General features: G+C 66.9%; 24 protein-coding genes. 16 read left to right on the forward strand and 8 right to left on the reverse strand.

The window, feature by feature from the left end; all coding sequences use genetic code 11:
• Window positions 1-274 precede the first annotated feature (274 nt).
• Window positions 275-955, forward strand: a complete 681-nt coding sequence (gene tenA / locus NL241_RS18400; RefSeq protein ID WP_487695518.1) for a thiaminase II — start codon at window positions 275-277, stop codon at window positions 953-955.
• On the opposite strand, the gene NL241_RS18405 is transcribed toward tenA, so the two are convergent.
• Together NL241_RS18405 and NL241_RS18410 are read right to left on the reverse strand one after the other, a co-directional pair.
• Complete coding sequence (locus NL241_RS18405; RefSeq protein ID WP_494394652.1) at window positions 928-1,905, reverse strand: GGDEF domain-containing protein; 978 nt, start codon at window positions 1,903-1,905, stop codon at window positions 928-930. The genes tenA and NL241_RS18405 overlap by 28 nt on opposite strands.
• A gap of 9 nt (window positions 1,906-1,914) precedes the next feature.
• Window positions 1,915-2,403 carry a hypothetical protein gene (locus tag NL241_RS18410; protein ID WP_494394653.1) on the reverse strand — a complete coding sequence of 163 codons (489 nt, stop codon included), beginning with the start codon at window positions 2,401-2,403 and terminating at the stop codon, window positions 1,915-1,917.
• Window positions 2,404-2,510: 107 nt separating this feature from the next.
• Here NL241_RS18410 and NL241_RS18415 point away from each other — a divergent pair, with 107 nt between their 5' ends.
• Complete coding sequence (locus tag NL241_RS18415) at window positions 2,511-4,199, forward strand: GGDEF domain-containing protein (RefSeq protein ID WP_487695513.1); 1,689 nt, start codon at window positions 2,511-2,513, stop codon at window positions 4,197-4,199.
• Here the strand turns inward: NL241_RS18415 and NL241_RS18420 are convergent.
• Window positions 4,190-4,621: a type II toxin-antitoxin system Rv0910 family toxin gene (locus NL241_RS18420; RefSeq protein ID WP_487695511.1), complete on the reverse strand. Its 432-nt coding sequence runs from the start codon at window positions 4,619-4,621 to the stop codon at window positions 4,190-4,192. The genes NL241_RS18415 and NL241_RS18420 overlap by 10 nt on opposite strands.
• A gap of 112 nt (window positions 4,622-4,733) precedes the next feature.
• Here NL241_RS18420 and NL241_RS18425 point away from each other — a divergent pair, with 112 nt between their 5' ends.
• Window positions 4,734-5,189 (forward strand): Fur family transcriptional regulator, encoded by a 456-nt coding sequence (locus NL241_RS18425; RefSeq protein WP_487695509.1) that lies wholly within the window; start codon window positions 4,734-4,736, stop codon window positions 5,187-5,189.
• 36 nt (window positions 5,190-5,225) lie between these two features.
• On the forward strand, window positions 5,226-7,454 hold the full coding sequence (gene katG, locus NL241_RS18430; protein WP_494394654.1) for a catalase/peroxidase HPI: 2,229 nt from the start codon (window positions 5,226-5,228) through the stop codon (window positions 7,452-7,454).
• A gap of 58 nt (window positions 7,455-7,512) precedes the next feature.
• Here the strand turns inward: katG and NL241_RS18435 are convergent, their stop codons facing one another.
• Window positions 7,513-7,761, reverse strand: coding sequence for a hypothetical protein (locus tag NL241_RS18435; RefSeq protein ID WP_494394655.1), 249 nt, complete (start codon window positions 7,759-7,761; stop codon window positions 7,513-7,515).
• A gap of 118 nt (window positions 7,762-7,879) precedes the next feature.
• Here NL241_RS18435 and NL241_RS18440 point away from each other — a divergent pair, with 118 nt between their 5' ends.
• The 6 genes from NL241_RS18440 to NL241_RS18465 all read left to right on the forward strand — a co-directional run bounded on the left by NL241_RS18440 (window position 7,880) and on the right by NL241_RS18465 (window position 13,775).
• On the forward strand, window positions 7,880-9,019 hold the full coding sequence (locus NL241_RS18440) for a helix-turn-helix transcriptional regulator (protein ID WP_494394656.1): 1,140 nt from the start codon (window positions 7,880-7,882) through the stop codon (window positions 9,017-9,019).
• Window positions 9,020-9,249: 230 nt separating this feature from the next.
• Window positions 9,250-9,663 carry an STAS domain-containing protein gene (locus NL241_RS18445; RefSeq protein WP_494394657.1) on the forward strand — a complete coding sequence of 138 codons (414 nt, stop codon included), beginning with the start codon at window positions 9,250-9,252 and terminating at the stop codon, window positions 9,661-9,663.
• A 150-nt stretch (window positions 9,664-9,813) separates the two neighbouring features.
• On the forward strand, window positions 9,814-11,022 hold the full coding sequence (locus tag NL241_RS18450; RefSeq protein WP_494394658.1) for a PP2C family protein-serine/threonine phosphatase: 1,209 nt from the start codon (window positions 9,814-9,816) through the stop codon (window positions 11,020-11,022).
• A gap of 80 nt (window positions 11,023-11,102) precedes the next feature.
• A complete protein-coding gene (locus NL241_RS18455) occupies window positions 11,103-12,674 on the forward strand; it encodes a sensor histidine kinase (RefSeq protein WP_487695604.1) in 1,572 nt (523 codons plus the stop codon).
• A complete protein-coding gene (locus NL241_RS18460) occupies window positions 12,671-13,111 on the forward strand; it encodes a response regulator (RefSeq protein ID WP_487695500.1) in 441 nt (146 codons plus the stop codon). Before NL241_RS18455 ends, NL241_RS18460 begins: the two co-directional genes overlap by 4 nt.
• A gap of 10 nt (window positions 13,112-13,121) precedes the next feature.
• Window positions 13,122-13,775, forward strand: a complete 654-nt coding sequence (locus tag NL241_RS18465; protein ID WP_494394659.1) for an MOSC domain-containing protein — start codon at window positions 13,122-13,124, stop codon at window positions 13,773-13,775.
• 3 nt (window positions 13,776-13,778) lie between these two features.
• On the opposite strand, the gene NL241_RS18470 is transcribed toward NL241_RS18465, so the two are convergent.
• The 3 genes from NL241_RS18470 to NL241_RS18480 are packed head-to-tail and all read right to left on the reverse strand — an operon-like array spanning window position 13,779 to window position 15,974.
• Window positions 13,779-14,543 carry a M15 family metallopeptidase gene (locus tag NL241_RS18470; protein ID WP_487695497.1) on the reverse strand — a complete coding sequence of 255 codons (765 nt, stop codon included), beginning with the start codon at window positions 14,541-14,543 and terminating at the stop codon, window positions 13,779-13,781.
• A complete protein-coding gene (locus NL241_RS18475) occupies window positions 14,509-15,192 on the reverse strand; it encodes a DUF899 domain-containing protein (protein ID WP_487695496.1) in 684 nt (227 codons plus the stop codon). Before NL241_RS18475 ends, NL241_RS18470 begins: the two co-directional genes overlap by 35 nt.
• On the reverse strand, window positions 15,189-15,974 hold the full coding sequence (locus tag NL241_RS18480) for an ArsR/SmtB family transcription factor (protein ID WP_494394660.1): 786 nt from the start codon (window positions 15,972-15,974) through the stop codon (window positions 15,189-15,191). The genes NL241_RS18475 and NL241_RS18480 overlap by 4 nt, the downstream gene beginning before the upstream one ends.
• An 89-nt stretch (window positions 15,975-16,063) precedes the next feature.
• Between NL241_RS18480 and NL241_RS18485 the strand changes: the two genes are divergently transcribed.
• Together NL241_RS18485 and NL241_RS18490 are read left to right on the forward strand one after the other, a co-directional pair.
• Window positions 16,064-16,648 (forward strand): class I SAM-dependent DNA methyltransferase, encoded by a 585-nt coding sequence (locus NL241_RS18485; RefSeq protein WP_494394661.1) that lies wholly within the window; start codon window positions 16,064-16,066, stop codon window positions 16,646-16,648.
• A complete protein-coding gene (locus tag NL241_RS18490; protein WP_494394662.1) occupies window positions 16,645-17,784 on the forward strand; it encodes an alkaline phosphatase family protein in 1,140 nt (379 codons plus the stop codon). The genes NL241_RS18485 and NL241_RS18490 overlap by 4 nt, the downstream gene beginning before the upstream one ends.
• Here the strand turns inward: NL241_RS18490 and NL241_RS18495 are convergent.
• Entirely contained in the window at window positions 17,764-18,423 is a 660-nt protein-coding gene (locus NL241_RS18495; RefSeq protein WP_487695489.1) for a nitroreductase family protein, read from the reverse strand. The two genes, NL241_RS18490 and NL241_RS18495, sit on opposite strands and share 21 nt — an antisense overlap.
• A gap of 84 nt (window positions 18,424-18,507) precedes the next feature.
• On the opposite strand from NL241_RS18495, the gene yaaA reads away from it, so the two are divergent.
• From yaaA to NL241_RS18515, 4 genes are all read left to right on the forward strand, one after another.
• On the forward strand, window positions 18,508-19,254 hold the full coding sequence (gene yaaA / locus NL241_RS18500; protein WP_494394663.1) for a peroxide stress protein YaaA: 747 nt from the start codon (window positions 18,508-18,510) through the stop codon (window positions 19,252-19,254).
• 81 nt (window positions 19,255-19,335) lie between these two features.
• Complete coding sequence (locus NL241_RS18505; RefSeq protein WP_494394664.1) at window positions 19,336-19,779, forward strand: hypothetical protein; 444 nt, start codon at window positions 19,336-19,338, stop codon at window positions 19,777-19,779.
• The gene (locus tag NL241_RS18510) at window positions 19,769-20,362 is read left to right on the forward strand and encodes a DUF6529 family protein (RefSeq protein ID WP_487695485.1); all 594 of its coding nucleotides are present in this window, start codon (window positions 19,769-19,771) and stop codon (window positions 20,360-20,362) included. Before NL241_RS18505 ends, NL241_RS18510 begins: the two co-directional genes overlap by 11 nt.
• Before the next feature lie 23 nt (window positions 20,363-20,385).
• The gene (locus tag NL241_RS18515; RefSeq protein ID WP_494394665.1) at window positions 20,386-20,829 is read left to right on the forward strand and encodes a Rieske (2Fe-2S) protein; all 444 of its coding nucleotides are present in this window, start codon (window positions 20,386-20,388) and stop codon (window positions 20,827-20,829) included.
• The last annotated feature ends 66 nt before the right edge of the window (window positions 20,830-20,895 follow it).

Genomic DNA, 20,895 nt, shown 5'->3' on the forward strand with positions numbered 1-20,895 from the left:
AGCGAAACTTCAGCGCTGAACGTACGCGCGAACTCGGCGTCGTCCACGCGATCGAACTCCGCCGACAACCACTGCGCCACCCGACGAAAATCGTTGTCGCCGAACCATTCACCGGAGAGCGCAAGCCTGCTCTGCAGTGACGGCCAACGCACCGGATGCGATCGCGCCGTCGGCGGTTCGGGCCTCACACTGGCACTGTAACGGAAATGCTTGCCAGCGTGGGGCTTTCACATCAGCACGGGGCGTCGGATCGCGGTGCAGTACAGTGTCTTCGGTGACAGTACCGAGCGGGGACAACTGGTCAGCGCAACTGTGGCGGGAAACCACATCGATCTTCGACGCCATCATCCGCCATCCGTTCATCACCGGTCTCACCGACGGCACGCTGGAAGAAGATGTCTTCGCCCACTACGTCGCACAGGATGTGCACTACCTGCGCGACTACGCCCGCACGTTGGCGCTGCTGGGTGCCACCTGCCCGACACTGGCCGATACCGCGATGTTCGCCAAACACGCCGCCGGTGTGGTGGAGGACGAACTGGCGCTACACGCCAGCCTGCTGCCGGAACTGGGGCTGGATCCGGCCACCATCGCCGCAACGCCGGTGACCCCCACCACCGTCGCCTACACGAGTTATCTGCTGGCGACCACCTATTCGGGGACGTTCGCCGAGGGGCTGGCCGCGATCGTGCCCTGCTACTGGATCTACGCCGAGGTCGGCAAGCACCTGGTGCAGCAGGGGTCCCCGGATCCGCGGTTCCAGCGCTGGATCGACACCTACGCCGGTGAGGAATTTGCCGCCAGCGTCAACGAAGTCCTCGAACTCGTCGACAGGGTGGGGGCCGACCTCGATCCCGGGGTGGAAACCCGGGCCCGGATGCACTTCACGACCACCGCACGCTACGAGTGGATGTTCTTCGACGCGTCCTACCGGCGGGAGGTCTGGCCGGTCTGATCCTTGCGGCTCCGCTTGCGCTGATACAGGTCTGCGTCGGCGGCGTCGAAGAGCCCGGCCAGTGACTCGGCGTCGGGATGGCCGGCCGCCACCCCGTAGGACACGTCCACCAGATGCCCGTCGACGAGCCGCGCCGCCAACTCCCGGGCCGCCGGTTCCTCGCAGCCGGGGAGGATGACCACGAATTCGTCACCGCCGAGCCTGCCGAACACCGCGGACTTCGGCAGCCGGCTCAGCACGAGGTGGGAGAAATCGCCCAGCGCGGCGTCGCCGGCAGCGTGTCCGTCGCGGTCGTTGACCCGTTTGAAGTCGTCGAAATCCAAGACGACCACGGCCACCGATTCTGCGCGCCGCCTGGCTTGTGCCAGCAAGCGTTTGGCCTGCCCGTCGACGCCGGCGCGGTTCCACACCGAGGTCAGCGGATCGCGCAGCGCCGCATTCAGAAGCGCCGAATTCGCCATGCCGAACACCTCGGCCCCACCCAGGATGGAAGCCCCGAACAGGATCAACCACAGTGGCGGTACGGGTGCCGGCGCGGCCAGCAGCCCCACCATCGCACCCAGCCAGATGACCACCGCCCCGGTGCGTGCCACCGCTGGGCGGTGCCAGGTGCGCACGAGGACGGCGGCGCAAACCAGTGGCACCACCGCCCAGGTCTGGGCGGTCAGCTGTTGGTGGAACAACAGCGCCACCGACGGAGCCGTGCATCCACAGGTCAGTGCGACGACGTACTGCCACGGGCGGGAATCGGCGGGAATGCAGCACAACAACCCCAGCACGCACAGTCCGACGGCCAGGACTTCGCCGCGAGCATCGGTGCGGGGTGTGTCGATCAGGTAGGACTGGACGATTCCGAGCGTGTACATGAAGCACAGCAGCGCCAGATATCCGGTCAGCATGCGTCGCCGCAACCGTGCGTCGAGAGTGCCGACCCTCTCTGCGCGATTCACTCCGCAAGGTTAAGCTGCCGCACCCGTCAACGGGGTCCGCCGGTAGACGATGTCGAAATCCGTCGACCAGCTGCGGCCGTCCGGCGAGGCGTCCCAGCGTCCGACGATGGTGTCCCCGTCACCGCCGAACGTGGCCTCGAACCGTTGATGAAAGTCGGCTCCCGCCCGGGCAGCCAAAGTCCAGCGCCGGCCGTCGAAGTCCATCGAATACCGGCGGCCGACGCCGCGGGAGTCGGTGTAGAGCATGGTGAATTCGCCGGAGTGGTCGTCTCGACCAAGTACCGCCTCCACCCAGCGTGGTGCGGCACCGGACCATTCCGGGGCCAGGTGCGTCGGCGGATCGGTCCGCTGCATGACGAGGCCGCCCTGTCCCAGCGGCTGGAACGACGTGAGCGCGACGAGCATCGTTCGGTCGCCGATCCGCGCGGTCTGGCGCCACTGCCCGAGAATGGGCTTCAGCGCCTCGGTCAGGGTCTTCGGTGTCCGGTCCATACTCATACCGACCCCGCCGAGAACCCAGAATCATCACGAAGTGCACGACACGCTCCCGGCAACAGTCCGTACAGTCGAGCAAAGAAAGTGCAGGCCGGGTACGCGGGGTGGAGATGACGGAGATGTCGCGGTTGCGCCGTCGGGACCTCACCGACACCGCCGCCTTCCCCGGCGCCCTCGATCCCACTGTGACACCGACGTTGGCCGATCTGCTGGACGCGGCAGACACCGACCAGGTTCATGTGCTCCGAGCGCTCCTGCACATGTCCCAGGCGGTGTTGTGCGCTCGGTATTTCGATGAGGTTCTGGAGGCCATCGCCTTTCACACCTTGACCGCCCTGGACGCCGCATCGGTGTCGATCAGTCGGTGGGAACGCGCGGAGGATGTCCTGCGCACATTGATCAACGCCGGCGATCTGGGGCCCGGGGAAGAACGATGGCCGGAGGATGAGACCTATCCGGTCGACGACGACCGTCGAGTCATGCGGCTGCTGCGGCAGGGCCACCCCTACGTCAATTCGATCGACGACCTGCCGCCCGATCCATCGTCACTGCTGCCTCGGGTCGAGAAGGAGAGTGAACTCGCCGTACCGGTGATGTACAACGACATCATGTGGGGTGAGCTGTGGGTCACCGGCACCGACGGCAGGCGTTTCGGGCCCGATGACATACAGGTCCTCCAGGCGATCGCCGCCCACATGGCGGTTGCGGTCGGGCGCTCGCAGCTGTTCAGCGCCGTGTGGCGCCAGGCCTTCGAGGATCCGCTGACCGGTTTGGCCAACCGCCGCGGGCTCGACGACTATTTCGGGAATCTCGACATCGACGCCGCACAGCCGGCGGTCCTGCTGTGCGATCTCGATTCTTTCAAGGAGATCAACGATCGGCGAGGACATCCCGCCGGTGACCTCCTGCTTCGCCAGGTCGCCGATGCGCTGAGCGAAATCGCCGCTACGACAACAGGTTCGCTGGTGGCACGACTCGGCGGTGACGAGTTCTGCACCGTGTTGCCGAGCGCCACGGGGCCCGACGCAGAACGCTTCGCCCGCGCGGCCAGCCGGTTGATCGGCGAGCGGACCGCAGGCCAGGTCTCGCTGAGTTGGGGCGTGGCGGTGTTCGAGCCGCATACCAGCACCGGACCGGCGCTGGTCAACCTCGCTGATGCGGCGTTGCTCGACGCCAAGAGGCTGGGCCCCGGCCGGCTCCGAAACGGTTCGGCGGAACCGGTCGAGGCGCACAACGACGTTGGCCGAAGAGCGGGCGACACACCGGTGTCGCATCGTTTGGCACATCTTCTCCCCCATGCTGTCCGGGCGCTCGACCAGCGTCGGCCCACCGACATCGCGGACGCCTTGGAGGTGGCCGCGGTGCAGATCTGCAACGCCATTGACGCTGCGGCCTGGTCGATCTCGCTGACCACCGAAGACGGCACGGGGGTGTGGTCGCTGCGGGGTGTGCGCAGCTCCCGGGACGGCGCGTCCGGCTTACGGGTGCTGACCCCGGCGCGCGGAACGGTGTACCCGCTGTCCGATTTCCCGTCGACGGCGCGGGCCATCGCCACCGGTGAGCCGTATCTGGCCGCCGCGGACGGTGACGGTGGCGATCCCACCGAGTTGGCCTTGCTCGCCGAGATGGGCTATCGCGGCGTACTGGGAGTGGCTGCCGGAGAGCACCGCAGGTACCTGCTGGAGATCTACTCCGATGTCGGTCACGAACCGCTGGCGGCGGTGGCGCCCTACGCTCGCGTGCTGGCGAATCATTGCGCCGCCATCACGCGGCACAGCGCGCCTTCTGCTCAGGCGTAGCGCTTCTCGAATTCCTGGATCGACCGGTCGATATCGCCTTTGACGGCGCGCGCTGCCACGGAGCCGATGGGACCGAACAGCGGTGGGCCGCCGAGATTGATGGTCACCGCGAAGGCGCACCCCGATGTGGTGGGCGACACCTTCATCGTCAGACCGTACTTGGTGCCACCGACGCCTTTGCCTTCGACCTCCAGCAACTGCGGAGGTTCGAACTTCTTCACCGTCCAGGTCACCCTGTTTCGCATGCCCTTGGCGCCGGCGACCCCGACTATCGTTGTGCCGACCCCGATTTCATCAGGGATCTCGCTGCGCCACCCCTCGTGCATCACCAGCCAGTCGCCCAGTGAACGCAGATCTGAGGCGTGCTCCCATGCTTCATCCGGGCTCAACGTCAGCTCACGCGACAACTCGAGTTTCGCCATTGCCGGATCGTACTGGTTACAGCCGTGACCAGGAGTGGCTACCACAGGCATTCCCGATTTTGTCCGCGACAAGTCTTGACTCATTCCAGAAAAGGGGGGCATAGTGGCGGATGTGAGCCCGAAGACGGATTACGCGGAGCAGCTGAGGACAGCTGACCTCCGGGTGACCCGGCCCCGGGTCGCGGTGCTCGAGGCGGTGAATGCGCACCCGCATGCTGATACCGAGTCGATCTTCGGCTCCGTACGCGCATCACTTCCCGAGGTGTCCAGGCAGGCCGTGTACGACGTACTCAACGCCCTGACCGCAGCGGGACTGGTACGCAGGATCCAGCCCTCCGGTTCCGTGGCCCGCTACGAGTCCCGGGTCAATGACAACCACCATCACGTGGTGTGCCGCTCGTGCGGGGTCATCGCCGACGTCGACTGCGCCGTCGGGGATGCGCCGTGCCTTACCGCCTCAGATGACCAAGGTCTTCTGGAGGGCTTCGCCATCGACGAAGCCGAGGTCATCTACTGGGGCTTGTGCCCCGACTGTGCAGCACCTGTTTCACCAGTTCGAAGTTCCTGATCACATCCACGTGATCGCAGCCCTGAAAGGAATCTCGTGTCCTCTGATACCTCCGATGCGCGCCCTCCGCACTCGGATGCCGAGACCAGCAGCCACAGCGAGTCCGAGAACCCGATCATCGACTCGCCCACACCCAAGGCGCACGCCCCGCTGACCAACAAGGACTGGTGGCCCGAGCAGGTCGACGTCTCGGTGCTGCACAAGCAGTCATCGAAGGGCAACCCGTTCGGTGAGGCCTTCGACTACGCCGCGGAATTCGCCAAGCTGGACGTCGAGGCGTTCAAGGCCGACGTCATCAACGTCATCCGGACCTCGCAGGACTGGTGGCCCGCTGACTACGGCAACTACGCCGGTCTGTTCATCCGGATGAGCTGGCACGCCGCCGGCACCTACCGCATCTTCGACGGCCGCGGCGGTGCCGGTCAGGGCGCACAGCGCTTCGCGCCGTTGAACAGCTGGCCGGACAACGCCAACCTCGACAAGGCGCGCCGGCTGCTGTGGCCGATCAAGCGGAAGTACGGCAACAAGATCTCCTGGGCCGACCTCATCGCCTACGCCGGCAACGCCGCGCTCGAGCAGTCCGGGTTCAAGACCGCCGGCTTCGCATTCGGTCGCGAGGACATCTACGAGCCCGAAGAGATCCTGTTCGGCCAGGAAGACACCTGGTTGGGCACCGACAAGCGCTACGGCGGCACCAACGACTCCGATCGCACCCTTGCCGAGCCGTTCGGCGCCACCACGATGGGCCTGATCTACGTCAATCCCGAAGGCCCGGAGGGTAAGCCGGATCCGCTGGCCGCCGCGCACGACATCCGCGAGACGTTCGGCCGGATGGCGATGAACGACGAGGAGACCGCGGCACTGATCGTCGGTGGCCACACCCTCGGCAAGACGCACGGTGCAGCCGACGTCAACGTCGGCCCGGAGCCCGAGGGCGCACCGATCGAGCAGCAGGGCCTGGGCTGGAAGTGCCCGTTCGGTTCCGGCAACGCCAACGACACCGTGACCAGCGGCCTCGAGGTGATCTGGACCGGCACCAACAGCGAATGGAGCAACCGGTACCTGGAGATCCTCTACGGCAACGAGTGGGAACTGACCAAGAGCCCCGCGGGCGCCTGGCAGTTCGAGGCCAAGGACGCCGAGGCCACCATTCCCGATCCGTTCGGCGGCCCGCCGCGTAAGCCCACCATGCTCGTCACGGATGTCTCGATGCGTGTCGATCCCATCTACGGCGAGATCACCCGGCGCTGGCTCGACCATCCCGAGGAGATGGACGAGGCCTTCGCCAAGGCCTGGTACAAGCTGCTGCACCGCGATCTGGGTCCGATCAGCCGCTACCTCGGCCCCTGGGTGGCCGAGCCGCAGCTGTGGCAGGACCCGGTACCGGCGGTCGAAGGCGAGCTGATCTCGGACGCCGACGTGGCAACGCTCAAGGCCAAGGTCCTCGAGTCCGGTCTGTCAGTACAGCAGCTGGTCAAGACCGCGTGGGCCTCGGCTTCGAGCTTCCGCGGCACCGACAAGCGCGGTGGCGCCAACGGTGCCCGGCTGCGGTTGGAGCCGCAGAAGAACTGGGAGGTCAACGAGCCCTCCGAGCTGGCCAAGGTGCTGCCGGTGCTGGAGAAGATCCAGCAGGAGTCCGGCACGACTGTCTCCCTGGCCGACCTGATCGTCATCGCAGGCAACGCCGCTGTCGAGAAGGCCGCCAAGGACGGCGGGTTCGACATCACCGTGCCGTTCAACCCGGGTCGCACCGATGCCACCCAGGAAGAAACCGACGTGGAGTCGTTTGCGGTGCTGGAACCGCAGGCCGACGGCTTCCGTAGCTTCGCGAAGGCGGGCGAGAAGGCCCCACTGGAGCAGCTGCTGATCGACAAGGCGTACTTCCTGGACCTGACCGCTCCGGAGCTGACCGTGCTGATCGGTGGCCTGCGCGCCATCGGCGCCAACCACGGCGGCAGCAAGCACGGCGTGTTCACCGACAATCCCGGTGTGCTGTCCAACGATTTCTTCGTCAACCTGCTGGACATGGGGACGAAGTGGAAGTCGGCGGAGACCGGCGAGAACGTCTACGAGGGTGTGGACCGTGCGACGGGTCAGCCGAAGTGGACGGCCACCGCCAACGACCTGGTGTTCGGCTCCAATTCGGTGCTGCGGGCACTGGCTGAGGTGTACGCCCAGGACGACAACAAAGAGAAGTTCGTCAACGATTTCGTCAAGGCGTGGGTCAAGGTCGCCGAGAACGATCGGTTCGACCTCAAGAAGTAGTCCTACCTCGTCTGGAGGCGGCGCCCCGCGGGCTTTTCGCTCGCGGGGCGCCGCTCATTCATAGGTGTGTCATCTCCCGCATCAACCGGGAGGACTCGAGGTAGCTGGGATGCAGCGGCGGGTAGTGCACATGCGGCTCCGGCAGGGAATGCGGAATGTGTGCCAGCGCCGACGAGATGGACAACCGCAGATGGTGCGGGTGGGTGGGCGACGAGTGGCTGATCGCCTGTTGTTCGGCGTCCGGTACCGGTGCCGGCGTGGGTTGAAGACCGGCTGCCACGCTACGTCCCCAGGGCAAGAGCGACATGATGACTTCCTCTCGATCTCGCTGCGACACACCGACTTTGAACCGCAGACATCGATTCAAAGTCGGTGTTTCGACCACTTCCACAGAACCATTACGGCCGCCGGAAAACCTCATCAAGATGGATGAGATCGGACTAGGCTGCGACCGGGTCACGGAGGACGGTTCACATGCCATGGTCTCGATCGAGGAATACTCGCGCCTAGTTTCAGGCATCTACACGGCGGCGGTGGCTCCCCAGTACTGGGAACAGGCCCTCCGCGAATTACACCGGACCCTCGGCGGAATATCTGCCGCGCTGTGCATCCCGACCGGACCCGTGTGGTCGATCGAGAACTCCAATCTGCCCGAGGACGCCGCGCGCAGTTATGCCGAGTACTACAACCGCCTCGACATCGTGCTCGACGCGGTGCAGGCCGGGCCGGTGGGCGAGGTCAGGACGGGAAGCGAACTCATCGCCCCCGTGCACAACACCGAGTTCTACACCGGATGGATGAAGCCGAATCGGTTGGAAGACGGGCTGTTCGTCCGGCTCACGCCCGGCACCCAACCGACGTGCCTCGTCGTCGCCTCCCCCAGGTCGTTCGACACGGCGGAACGGGTCAAGGTGCTCGGTGAACTGGTCCCGCACCTGCAGCAGGCCATGCGCATCAAGGACAAGATCGCCGTCCTGACCGGCGAATTGGCCGGATTGGTGGGCGCTTTGGAGATCATTCGGCACGGCATCATGACGGTGAGCGCCGATCGCGTTGTGCTGCAGGCTAATCCGGCAGCCGAGAAAATCCTGGCCGAAGGCGACGGCCTGACGGTGCGCAGCGGTCGCGTGACGACGTGCCACACCCGCAGCGCGGCCGAACTCCACGCCGCGCTGGCTGCCGCGGCCATCGGCGACGACGCCGGTGTCCGTGTCGGACAGTCGTTCACATGCACCCGGCCGTCGGGCAGGCGCCCGTACGTGTTGCACGTGATACCCGCGAATTCGACCGAGGCTTGCGCGCGGGGGGCGGCGCTGATGCTCGTCATCGACCCCGAGGACGAACCCGACCCCACCGCGGTGGTGCTACGGCGGCTCTACCACCTGACCCACGCAGAAGCCGATGTGGCGCTGCACATCATGCGCGGGGCCGACCTCCGGCAGATCTCGGCGATACTCGGAGTATCGCTGACCACCGTCCGAACTCATCTGCAGCACATCTTCGACAAGACCGACACCCATCGGCAGGCGGAACTGGTCCACCTACTCCACGTCGTGGACCCATGAGCGCAAGGGTTTGCCGGCCGCGGCCCTGCCGACGTCGCGCGCCGCACCCGCGCTGACCTTTGCTGGGCGGTTGCCGATTGTTTTCTCCCGCAAGCTTTTTGACGTCGGAAGCCGCGTGAGGGTGAGGTGACAGCTGTTTCTTACCAAAGCATTAGCTGAATCGCCCGACGGGCTTAGATTTCCCGGTTACTTTGATCACAGTTCGGTCACTTTGGGGAAACGAGGCCGCGATGATCGCTCCCGGTATCCGGTTGGGCAACGCCGACGTCCGCGCCTGCTCGCGGCATCTGGCGACTGTGGTGTCGGTCCGCGGGGAGGTGACAGCGGACAACATCGAGGCTGTGACCACGCAAGTGACGCGGTTCGTCCTTCCCGACACGTCCTTCGTTCTCGATCTCGGCGAGGTCCGGCTCGTCACCGCCGAGGGCGGCGAACTGCTGCGCACCGTCGACGATCTCTGTGCCCTGGCGGATGTGGACTGGGCAGTCGTCGTCGGCAGCGCCGCCGCCGTGCTGTTCGACGAGGACATCCGCGACAGGCTGCTACCGGTGGTCGAGTCGGTCGCGGACGCGTTGCACGACTTCGCCGACGCGCGGACGACGCAGCGCAGCCTGCTGTTGCCGTTGCTGCAGCGTTCTGCTTAATGTCGATTCGGCCTTCGCCGTCACGAGCACCACACGCGAATTGCCAGGCGGCGGGACGCGTCACACCCGCAAGCGGTAAAGTCGACACGTCGCACTCCAGCACGGGTTGCGCTGCTGAATGGCTGTGACCAAAAGGATCATGATTTGTCGATGACTGCGCCGCATATCCCGGAACCGGCGCCGGTCTTGCAGTTTCATCCGTACGGCCAGCGGTTGTCGCTTCTCCTCGTCGAAGACGACCGCGCCGACGCCGTGCTGGTCGAAGAACTCATCGCCGACACCGCGGCCGATATCGGGCTGGTGTGGGCGCCGTCGATGGCCGACGCCGAACGCGAGCTCGCCGCCTCCCGGCCGGACTGTGTACTACTCGATCTCAACCTCCCCGATGCTGATGGCATCGCGGCCCTGGACCGTATCGCCGCCTTTGATGCCACCGTGCCGGTGATCGTCCTGACCGGACTCAACGACGAGCCGTTCGGCGTGTCCGCGGTGGCCTCCGGCGCACAGGACTATCTGGTCAAGGGCCGGGTCGAGCCGGAGATGCTGCGCCGGGCCGTGCTGTACGCCATCGAGCGCAAGCGCGCCGAACTCACCGCCGTGGAGTTGCACGCCAGCCAGCTCCGGGCGAGGGAGAACGCACGCCTGGAACGTGGTCTGCTGCCGTCACCGCTGCTGTTCGAGGATCCCGGCGTCGACATCGTGGCCAAGTACCGGCCCAGCCGGGAGAACGCCCTGCTGGGCGGCGACTTCTACGACTTCGTCCAGACACCGGACCGCACGGTGCACGTCATGATCGGCGACGTTGCCGGCCACGGTCCTGACGAAGCGGCGCTGGGTGTCGCCTTGCGCATCGCCTGGCGTGCGCTCACCTTCGCCGGGCTGCGGGGTTCGGACCGCATGCGTCAGCTCGGCCGCATCTTGCACGCCGAACGCGCCAGCAACAAGATCTTCGCCACGGTGCTCAGCCTGGCGATCCCTCCCGACAGTCCCACCATCACCGCGGTGCGGGCCGGCCATCCCGGCATGCTGCTGCACGGCGGCGGCACGGTCGAATGGGTGGAGCCGCCGGGCGGCCCGGCCCTGGGGCTGCGCTCGGGCGACTGGGCTGCTCAACAGGTGGAGCTGCCGCCCGGCTACGGCCTGGTGCTGCTCACTGATGGATTGTTCGAAGGACACTCCGGCCACGGCAACGAGCGCCTGGGCGAAGACGGGTTGCTGGAACTGGCGCGTTCTCTGGCCGACCTTCCCGGCCCCGAGTTCGTCGACGCCTTGATCGACGGCGCTGAGGAACGGGCCCGCGACCACGGCGGGTTGACCGATGACATCGCGGTGGTCCGGGTGGAACGGACCGCCCGGTGAGCCAACCCACGATCCGGCCCCGTCGCCGGCCCACCCGCGGACTGACGGTCCAGGGCTGGCTCAACCTGGTGCTGTCCATCATGGGCGTGGTGGTGCTGGCCGGCGGCATAGCCGCGGTGTTGTTGCTCGGCCGGTCCGACGGGGTGGTCGACGAGTTGACCGAGGAGATCGGACCGTCCCGGATCTCGGCCTATCAGCTCCAGGCCGCCCTGCGGGATCAGGAGACCGCACTGCGCGGTTACCTGATCTCGGCCGACCGCCAGTTCCTGGCGCCGTACTACGACGGCCAGCGCCTGGAACGAGAGGCCGCGGATGTCATGCGGCAGCGACTCACCGGACGCCCGGAGCTGATCGCCGATCTCGACGCGATCGAGGAAGCCGCGGCCACCTGGCGCACCGATTACGCCGAGCCCGTCATCGACAGCGTCGAGCCCGGCACCCCGACGCTGGTGGACCCGGCCACCGCCGAGCGCGGCAAACAGAACTTCGACCGTCTTCGGCAGCTGTTCTCCGTCCAGAACGAGCACCTCGCGGAAGCCCGTGATGTTGCCGGGGGCGATCTGGACCGGGTCAACACCTGGCGCAACATCGTGCTCGAGGGCGTCGTGGTCGCGTTCTTGATCACCGCCGGACTGTTGGCGATCCTGGTGCGCACCGCGGTGACCAAACCGCTGGACGCACTGGCCGCAGCGTGCCGGCGTATCACCGACGGATACTTCAGCGAGCGCATCCCGCAGCAGGGACCCAAGGACATCCGGGCGATCGCCAGCGATGTCGAAGACATGCGGCAGCGGGTGGTCGACGATCTCGAAGCCTCCACCGCCGCCCGGATCCAGCTCGCGCAGCAGGCCGAGGTACTCGATGAGCAGGCGGTCGAACTGCGGCGCTCCAATGCGGAACTGGAACAGTTCGCCTACGTGGCCTCACATGACCTGCAGGAGCCGTTGCGGAAGGTGGCGTCGTTCTGCCAGCTGCTGGAGAAGCGCTACGGCGACAAGCTCGACGAACGCGGCACCGAGTACATCCGGTTCGCGGTAGACGGTGCCAAACGAATGCAGCAGTTGATCAACGACCTGCTCGCGTTCTCACGAGTGGGCAGGCTCAACGCGGCACACACCGAGGTCGACCTCGGCGCCACCCTTGATTCCGGGCTGGCCAATCTGCAGGCCGCGATCGAGGACACCGAGGCAGAGATCGTCCGGCCCGACACACCGCTTCCCCGCCTCGTCGGCGATCCGACCCTTCTGGCACTGTTGTGGCAGAACCTGATCGGCAACGCGATGAAGTTCCGGAAACCCGATACGACGCCGCGGATCGTCATCGACTGTGAGAAGGGCACGGGTGAGCGCACCGGAAGCTGGGTGCTGTCGGTGTCCGACAACGGCATCGGTATCGAGGAAGAGTTCGCCGACAAGGTCTTCGTGATCTTCCAGCGCCTGCATGGCCGCGATAGCTACACCGGGACGGGTATCGGGCTGGCGGTGTGCCGCAAGATCGTCGAACACCACGGTGGCAGCATCTGGATCGACACCTCCTACACCGGGGGCACCCGGTTCTTCTTCACCCTGCCCACCGACCCGACAAAATCATCCGAAACGACGGAACCCCGCGCCGACAGAACTCCTGCGGCACTGGAAGGAAGCAACACATGAGCGACGCAGGCCGCGCCATCGATGTCCTGCTCATCGAGGACGATCCGGGCGACGAGCTGATCACCCGTGAGGCGTTCGAGCACAACAAGATCAAGAACACGCTGCACGTCGCACACGACGGTCAGGAGGGTTTGGACTTTCTCTACCGTCGCGCGCCGTACGAGAATGCCCCGCGCCCGGATCTGATCCTGCTGGATCTCAACCTGCCGAAGTACGACGGCAGGCAGCTGCTGGAGAAGATCAAGTCCGACGCCGATCTGTCACTGATCCCGGTGGTCGTGCTCACCACCTCCTCGGCGGAGGAGGACATCCTGCGCAGCTACAAACTGCACGCCAACGCTTATGTCACCAAGCCGGTGGACCTCGACCAGTTCATGAACGCCGTCCGTCAGATCGACGAGTTCTTCGTCCAGGTCGTGCGGCTGCCCAAGTATTGAGCGTGCAACGATGTCTCGCATCCTGACGGTCAACCTCGCTCACCCGCGGGTCAGCCCGGACAAGCCCGAATTGTCCACGGGTATCGACAAGCGGCCGACCACCGACGCCATCGAGGTCCGCGGACCCGGCCCGCGCCAGGGCGGCCTCGGAAGCGGTCTTGTCGGCGATCTGATCGGCAACCCGAAATTCCACGGCGGTGACGACCAGGCGGTCTACGCGTACGCGCGCGAGGATCTCGATGCGTGGGAGACCGAGCTGGGCCGCGACTTGCCCAATGGGATCTTCGGCGAGAACTTCACCACCCAGGGCATCGACGTCACCGGCGCACGGATCGGTGAACGGTGGCAGGTCGGCTCCGACGGCCTGGTGCTCGAGGTGTCCTCACCGCGGACACCGTGCCGGACCTTCGCCAAGTTCCTGGACCTCCGCGGCTGGATGAAGACCTTCACCCAGGCCGCGACCCCGGGGGCGTATCTGCGGGTGATCGAACCGGGCACGGTGCGCGCCGGTGACCAGGTGGTGGTGGCCAGCCGCCCGGATCACGAGATCACGGTGAGCATGGTGTTCCGCGCGATCATGGGTGAGCCGGAGCTCCTGCCTCACCTGCTGGCCGCGGAGGCGCTGCCGGAGAAGATCAAACGGCAGGCCCGCAAAAGGGGTTGAGCGTCACTGCCATTCGAAATGTTGGTAGTCCTTCGGCGTGCGCCAGTGGCCACCCCACTGCCACCCGTGGTCGGTGAAGGCGCGCACCGCGGCGTCGCCGTCTTTCAACAGACCGGGATCGATGCGATTGCGGTCCAGGTAGACCTCGGCGTTGGCGGGTTGAAAGGCTCCGGTGCGGTCGATGTACGGGTTGAAGCGCGGGTTCACGTCGATGGCTCGTCCGTAGGCGTGGTATGACCAGCTTCCGCTGCCGGGGATGTCCCGGCAGTTGAACGCCGAGGTGTTGTTGTCGCGCATCGACAGCTCGTCGTCGGCGTTCGGATAACGCTCGACGGTCTGCATCCGCTCGATGGGAAACCCGAGCCGGTACAGCCGGTCGAACACCGCGATGACCTCGTCGACCAGGTCCTGGTGGACCACGATTCGGCCGCGGTGCGTGAGGGTGTCCAGCCCACGATGGTCCAGTTCTACCAGACGCAGCTGCTCGGGCCCGACGGGACAGCCCGGCCGCCACGTGGCGCCCAGCTGTTCCCGCGTCACGGGCTCGACGATCGGGGGCCGGGGCTGGGCGACGGTGGTGGTGGTTGGTCTCGGGGTGCTCTCTGTGGCCGGTGCTGCAGGGCTCCGTGTGGTGGTTCCTGTACTGCTTTGACCGGTGGGTTGGGTAGCCGCCTGCGGATTGGCACAGCCGGCCAACAGCGCAGCCGCGCAGGCGATCACCGCGAGCTGCCGGTCAATGCCTCGAATCCGCCACGTCACCGTATTCATCGTGCCAGTTCCACCACTGGTACGGCTTGGACTGCGGGTACCCCGCCGGGGAGTCCTCCCAGTCCTCTTGACGGCCCAATGCCGTCATGTCCAGATAGCTCCAGGTGGAACCGAGCGACTCATCACCGCGGTTGTTGATGAAATAGGTCCGGAAGACGTGGCCGTCGTCCCGGATGAAGGCGTTGGTGCCGTGCCATTGATCCACACCGAAGTCGGCATCAAAATCGTCGGTCAGTGTGTACCACGGCATTTCCCACCCCATCCGCGCCTTGACCCGCCGGATGTCGTCCTGTGGCGCGCGCGAGACGAAAACCAGTGTGGTGTCACGGGCATTCAGATGTGCCAGATTGCCCACGTGATCGGCGACCATGGAGCAGCCGACACACGCGTGCTCGGGCCAACCGTGCACACCGGGATCGAAAAAGGCGCGGTACACCACGAGTTGCCGGCGCCCGTCGAACAGATCGGCCAACGTCGCCTCACCGGCCGGACCGACGAAGCGGTAGGCCTTGTCGACCGACAGCCAGGGCATGCGTCGCCGTTTGGCCGCCAACGCATCACGGGCTCGGGTCAGCTCCTTCTCCTCGGCCACCAGTTGTTGCCACTGCGCATCCCATTCCGCCCGTGCCACCACGGGTCTGGAGGTCATACCAGTGCCCCCGCGGCTTCCAGACCGCTCTTGAGATTCGACAACTTCCAGGGCCACCCACCGGAGATGAGACCACGGACCACGCTGCCGGCCGGGAATCCGTCGTGCACGACGGTGAGTTTCACCTGATCCTCGGCCGGTTCGATCTCGAAGGTGACCTTGGAGCGCGGTTCGGCAGCCGCCTTGTCGATGACCTCGGAGCTGATGCCCTTGACGGTGCCGATCTCCGGGACGAAGGTGTGGAAGGTGAAGGCCAGGCGGGAGTACGGCTGGTACTCGAGCACCACCTGCTCGGGATGTTGGATGTCGAGCTCGTCGTCGCGCCAGGCGTAGGTGGAACCCACAGCCCAGTCCGTCACTATCGCATGACCCAGGTACTGCTGCGAGAAGGCCGGATCGGTGAGCGCCTGCCAGAGCCGTTCCGGCGTGGTCTTGATGTAGGTGGTATAGACGAACTCTGTTGTCTCGGTCATTGATTCACCTTCCAAAGCGGTTTTCAGATCAGCGAGGGCCTGCACCCTCGCGCGGTCGTACTGACGGATCCAACGGTCGGCGATCGCGTTGATGGGCTCGGCGTTGACGTAGTGCAGCTTCTCCCTGCCCCGCCTGCGCGTGGTGATCAGATTGGCACCCTCGAGCACGGCCAGATGCTTGCTGACCGACTGCCGGGCCATGGACAGGTCACCGCACAGTTCGGTCAGCGTCTGCCCGGCTCGGGCGTTGAGACTGTCCAGCAGCAGCCGCCGGCTCGGGTCGGACAGCGCCTTGAACACTTCGTCCATCTCGCCTTCCATATGCAGCCATTCGGCTGCATTTCGGTACCATAGGCAGCCTCCAGGCTGCATGTCAAGGGTGGTGTTGAATCGGAAGCATGAGCACGCGCTGGACGGACGCCCACGTCCCTCGAGGCCAGGATTACGACCGGCGCTGGCAGCGCTTGGCCGCGCGCGGCGGCAATGTCCACGGCGAAGCCGACCTCGTCGAGGTGTTGCTCCGCGATTTCGGCGGGCACCGGGTGCTCGACGCGGGGTGCGGAACCGGCCGGGTGGCAATCGAATTGGCGGCCCGCGGCTTCGACACCGTCGGCGTGGACTCCGACGGGGCGATGGTGGCGACCGCACGTGACAAGGCCCCGGAACTCAGTTGGGCACACGCCGACCTGTGTTGCCTCACCGATTCGGTGACCGGTGCGTTCGATCTCGCCGTACTGGCCGGCAATGTGATGATCTTCCTGGCACCGGGCAGCGAAGCCCGGGCGCTGGCTGAGGTCGCCCGGTCCGTCCGGCACGGCGGGCTGGTGGTCGCGGGCTTCAGCCTGCGGCCCGACCGACTGCAACTCGACGACTATGACCGGCACGCGCAGGCCGCCGGCCTTCGGCTGTGGCAGCGCTGGGCGACGTGGGACCGGACGCCGTTCAGCGGCGGTGACTACGCGGTGTCGGTGCACCAGAAATGACCACCGCACTCCCCCAGCCGGATCCCACCGAACTCCACCTCGCCGACGTGGCGCCTGCGATATTGGCCGCGATGGGGGCTGCTGGGTTCGAGGCGAAAATCGATCTGGGTGAGGTATCGGGGGCATGTCTGCTTCTGGTCGACGGTCTCGGCGCCGAACTGCTGGACACCCACGCCGACGACGCCCCGGTACTGGCCGGGCTGCGTGGCCGCACCCTGCAGGTCGGCTTCCCGGCCACCACTGCCGCCGGGCTGGCCGCGGTGGGCACCGGCCACCGCTCCGGGTTGCACGGCATGGTGGGCTACTCGTTCCGGGTACCTGACTCCGGCGTGATCAACGCACTGCGCTGGCGCCCACATCCATGGGGGCCGGATCTGCGTGAGGAGCTGATACCCGAAGAGGTACAACCACTTCCGACCACATTCGAGCGCGCGGCGAGGTCCGGTGTCGCGGTCAGTGTGGTGTCCGGTGCGCAGTTCGACGGCTCCGGACTGACCCGCGCCGCGCTTCGGGGCGGCAATTACGTCGGCGTGCATGCGCTCGGCGATCTGGCGCACGCGATGCGAAGCGTCCTCGACGAGCGCGGTTTCTGCTACGGCTACCACGCCGATCTCGACATGATCGGGCATCTGCACGGCCCCGGGTCGCCAGCCTGGCGGATGCAGCTGCGTCAGGTCGACCGCCTGGTCGAGTCCGTGGTCGAAGCGCTGCCGCCCGGTGGCCTGCTCGCCGTCGTCGCCGACCACGGCATGGTCACCGCCGACGCCGATCAGACGGTGGACCTCGACGCCTCGCCGGACCTGATGGACGGCGTGCACAGCATCGGCGGTGAACCGCGAGCCCGGCACGTCTACGTGGCCGACGGTGCCGGCGCGGCGGTCCTGGACACCTGGCGGGCGACTCTGGGTGACCGCGCCTGGGTGGCCGGCCGGGACGAAGCGATCGCCGCCGGGTGGTTCGGCGCGGAGGTCAGCGACCGGGTGCGGCACCGGATCGGCGATGTCGTGGCCGCCGCGCGGGAATCGGCCGTCCTGGTACGACGGACCGTCGAGCCACTGGAGTCGGCGCTGGTGGGCCAGCACGGCTCGCTGACGACCGCCGAACAGCGGGTACCGCTACTGCTCGCCCGCGGCTGAGGTGAGTTCGGGAGCGGGCTGCCCCCAGTGATCCAGGTGCACGCTGGCCGACAGCGGCCGCCGGCGCAACGGCCCGTGCTGGCCGCGCGGCCACCCGACCACCACGTGGCCGGCGATCAACCACTCCGGTGGCACGCCCACCGCATCGCGGAGCAGCCGCTCACCCCCGTAGGAACCCCAGCTGGTCAGGCACGCCCCGAGCCCCTGCGCGCGCGCCGCGAGCAGGAAGTTCTGCATCGCCGGAAAGATCGAACCTCCCAAGAGCAGCTCCGAGGCCGTCGGGAACCGCCGCTGGGTGAACAGCACCGAGGTGAATTCCTCGGCCCTGTCGTGCAATTCGTAGGTGGCGCGGTAGGTCCGGGCCCGCTGGCTGTGATCGTCGTCGGCGGGCCTGCTCATCCCGTAGACGGGTTCGATGACCTCGAGTGCGTGTGCGGCGGCCTTGGCCACCACCGCGCGCTGCTGCGCCGAGCGCAACACGACAAAACGCCATTCCTGGGCATTGGCTCCCGACGGCGCCCAGGTGGCCGCTTGCAGACAGCGCGCCAACGTCGCGTCGTCAACCGGTTCATCGGTGAAGCGGCGGATGGTCCGCGCTGTCGACATCACGTCCCAGATGTCGGCGCTGGCTGCTGTCATCGAACTCCACCCCTCCTGTGACACTTCTTGCCTGAAATGTAACCCGTCGGCGTCTGCGCCGGACGCTCGGTTAAGGTCCCAGCCGTGATCGTGCTGCTGCCGCCCTCGGAGACCAAACAAACCGGCGGCGACGGGCCCCCGCTGAACCTGGACACTCTGACCCACCCCGAGCTGACCTTGCTGCGCGCGGAATTGGTCGACGACCTCGTCGCGCTGTCCGCCGACCGGCCCGCGAGCCGGGCCGCGCTGGGCATCTCGGCGGCCCAGGACGCCGAGATCGACCGCAACGCCGCCCTGCGCACCGCACCGACCCTGCCGGCGATCCGGCGCTACACCGGGGTGCTCTACGACGCGCTGGACATCGAATCCCTGCGCGGTGCCACCGCCGCCCGCGCCGCGGCCCGGTTGGCGGTCGGATCCGCGTTGTTCGGGGTGGTACGCGCCCACGACCTGGTGCCCGCTTACCGGCTCTCCGCGGGCTCGAAACTGCCGGGCCGGCCCACATTGTCGGCGCGGTGGCGACCGGCGCTGGAACCGGTGCTCGCCGCTGTCGCCGCCCAGGAGCTGGTGGTGGACCTGCGCTCCGGCTCCTATGCGGGCCTCGGCCGGCTCCCCGGCGCGGTGCGGGTCGACGTGCTGGCCGAGCATCCCGACGGACGCCGCACCGTGGTGAGCCACTTCAACAAGGCGCACAAGGGCCGGTTGGCGCGGGTGCTGGCGTCCTCGCGGGCAGAACCCACCGACGCCGCCGCGGTGGCCACGGTGGCTCGCCGCGCCGGGATGCGCGTCGAACGTGACGGCAACGAGCTGGTTGTGGTGATCCCCGCCTGAGCGTCGGGCTCCCGACAATCTCCACACGATCTCCACACTGGCTCCAAGCTCGCCGGCGCCGGGGCGCCGAAGATCGTGGTCATGCAAACACACACACCACTGCTGTCGATCGCCGCGGTAGCCGTCACGGCGGCCGGCTTGTGGCTGGCCAACACCACAGCCGAACCCGATTCCGGACCGGTTGTGGTGTCGGCACCCACCCCGGCGGCCGCCAGCCTGACGACCGTTCCCCCGGCCGGATTCCCCTCGGCCGCAACCTATTCCGGTCAGGTCACGACTGCGGGCGCACCGATCGTCGTCGACATGACGGTGACGGGTGGCTCCGCGGAAGCGTATGTCTGCGATGGGGCTGCCATCGAGACCTGGATGACCGGCACGGTCCGCGGCGATGCGGTGCACCTGATGAGCACCGATCGCGCCGGCGGACTCGATGCACGACTGCAGGGCCGCACCGTCACCGGAACGCTGACGCTCGGTGAACGCAGCTGGCAGCTGCGGGCGCCGGAGGTGACCGATGGCCGCTGACGCCTACTCCGAGACCGACACCGAGATCCGCCCGGCGGTGGTCCCACCCGCGCCGGCGACCGCGGGTGTACTGGGCGCGGTGCTGATCGGGGCGTTGGTGGCCGTGGGCCTCGGCGCCTTCGCCAGGGTGCACGACCCGCGCTTCTTCGCGGTCAACATCGCCGGCTTCTCCAGCCCGGCGGCGGTGAAGTCATGGCTGGCCACGGTGGCGGTGAGCCTGGCGGTGTTCCAGATGGTGTCCGCGCTGGCGATGTACCGGCTGCTGCCGCGCTCCCGTACACCGGCGTGGTTGCGGCACGCACACGTCTGGTCGGGCCGGGTCGCGGTGCTGGCCAGCTTGCCGGTGGCCGTGCACTGCCTCTACGCGCTGGGCTTCGGATCCACCGACACCCGCGTGCTGTTCCATTCGCTGTTCGGCTGCTTGTTCTACGGCGCCTTCGTCACCAAGATGCTGCTGCTCACGCGCTCCGGCCTGCGTGCGTGGGTGCTTCCGATCGCCGGTGGGGTGTTGTTCTTCGTGCTGGTCTACACGTGGCTGACCTCGGCACTGTGGTTTTTCCAGCGCAATGGCCTGACGTTCTGATGCCCGAGGACGAAGATCCCACAATGGACATTCCACAGCCCCAGCTCTCCCGCCCTCGGTTCCTGGCCGGTCTCGGCGTCGGCGGTGCCGCCGCCGTAATCGCCGCGTGCAGTACCTACTCCGAACAGTCGACGGCCGAACCGCCCACCTCCGGGCAAGCACCCGACACCGGCGGATCTGCTGCCGCGCCCGCGGCGCTGGCCAGCACCAGCGAGGTACCCGTCGGCTCCGGCATCATCGTCGACGACGTGGTACTCACACAGCCCGTGGCGGGCGAGTTCAAGGGGTTCTCGAATGTCTGCACCCACTCCGGGTGTCGTCTCAACGCGGTGGCCGACGGCACCATCAACTGCCCGTGTCACGGGAGTAAGTTCAACCTCGACGGCAGCGTCGCCCAAGGCCCGGCGGCACGGCCACTGGAAGCCAAACCCATTGTGGTGGAGGGTGAATCGATCCTGCCGGGCTGACACCGCGACGGTACCACCGAGCCGGCCGGAGGGTGCTTGACCTCAACCGGTGTTGATGTTGAACAC

Source organism: Mycolicibacterium sp. SMGY-1XX (assembly GCF_059132455.1).

Excerpts from the sequence above, each read along its gene's own strand:
- NL241_RS18410 (WP_494394653.1), bottom strand. The coding sequence starts at position 2,403 with ATGAGTATGGACCGGACACCGAAGACCCTGACCGAGGCGCTGAAGCCC.
- NL241_RS18415 (WP_487695513.1), top strand. The coding sequence starts at position 2,511 with ATGACGGAGATGTCGCGGTTGCGCCGTCGGGACCTCACCGACACCGCC.
- NL241_RS18420 (WP_487695511.1), bottom strand. The coding sequence starts at position 4,621 with ATGGCGAAACTCGAGTTGTCGCGTGAGCTGACGTTGAGCCCGGATGAA.
- NL241_RS18435 (WP_494394655.1), bottom strand. The coding sequence starts at position 7,761 with ATGTCGCTCTTGCCCTGGGGACGTAGCGTGGCAGCCGGTCTTCAACCC.
- NL241_RS18440 (WP_494394656.1), top strand. The coding sequence starts at position 7,880 with ATGGATGAGATCGGACTAGGCTGCGACCGGGTCACGGAGGACGGTTCA.
- NL241_RS18445 (WP_494394657.1), top strand. The coding sequence starts at position 9,250 with ATGATCGCTCCCGGTATCCGGTTGGGCAACGCCGACGTCCGCGCCTGC.
- NL241_RS18450 (WP_494394658.1), top strand. The coding sequence starts at position 9,814 with ATGACTGCGCCGCATATCCCGGAACCGGCGCCGGTCTTGCAGTTTCAT.
- NL241_RS18455 (WP_487695604.1), top strand. The coding sequence starts at position 11,103 with ATGGGCGTGGTGGTGCTGGCCGGCGGCATAGCCGCGGTGTTGTTGCTC.
- NL241_RS18460 (WP_487695500.1), top strand. The coding sequence starts at position 12,671 with ATGAGCGACGCAGGCCGCGCCATCGATGTCCTGCTCATCGAGGACGAT.
- NL241_RS18465 (WP_494394659.1), top strand. The coding sequence starts at position 13,122 with ATGTCTCGCATCCTGACGGTCAACCTCGCTCACCCGCGGGTCAGCCCG.
- NL241_RS18470 (WP_487695497.1), bottom strand. The coding sequence starts at position 14,543 with ATGAATACGGTGACGTGGCGGATTCGAGGCATTGACCGGCAGCTCGCG.
- NL241_RS18475 (WP_487695496.1), bottom strand. The coding sequence starts at position 15,192 with ATGACCTCCAGACCCGTGGTGGCACGGGCGGAATGGGATGCGCAGTGG.
- NL241_RS18480 (WP_494394660.1), bottom strand. The coding sequence starts at position 15,974 with ATGGACGAAGTGTTCAAGGCGCTGTCCGACCCGAGCCGGCGGCTGCTG.
- NL241_RS18485 (WP_494394661.1), top strand. The coding sequence starts at position 16,064 with ATGAGCACGCGCTGGACGGACGCCCACGTCCCTCGAGGCCAGGATTAC.
- NL241_RS18490 (WP_494394662.1), top strand. The coding sequence starts at position 16,645 with ATGACCACCGCACTCCCCCAGCCGGATCCCACCGAACTCCACCTCGCC.
- NL241_RS18495 (WP_487695489.1), bottom strand. The coding sequence starts at position 18,423 with ATGACAGCAGCCAGCGCCGACATCTGGGACGTGATGTCGACAGCGCGG.
- NL241_RS18505 (WP_494394664.1), top strand. The coding sequence starts at position 19,336 with ATGCAAACACACACACCACTGCTGTCGATCGCCGCGGTAGCCGTCACG.
- NL241_RS18510 (WP_487695485.1), top strand. The coding sequence starts at position 19,769 with ATGGCCGCTGACGCCTACTCCGAGACCGACACCGAGATCCGCCCGGCG.
- NL241_RS18515 (WP_494394665.1), top strand. The coding sequence starts at position 20,386 with ATGGACATTCCACAGCCCCAGCTCTCCCGCCCTCGGTTCCTGGCCGGT.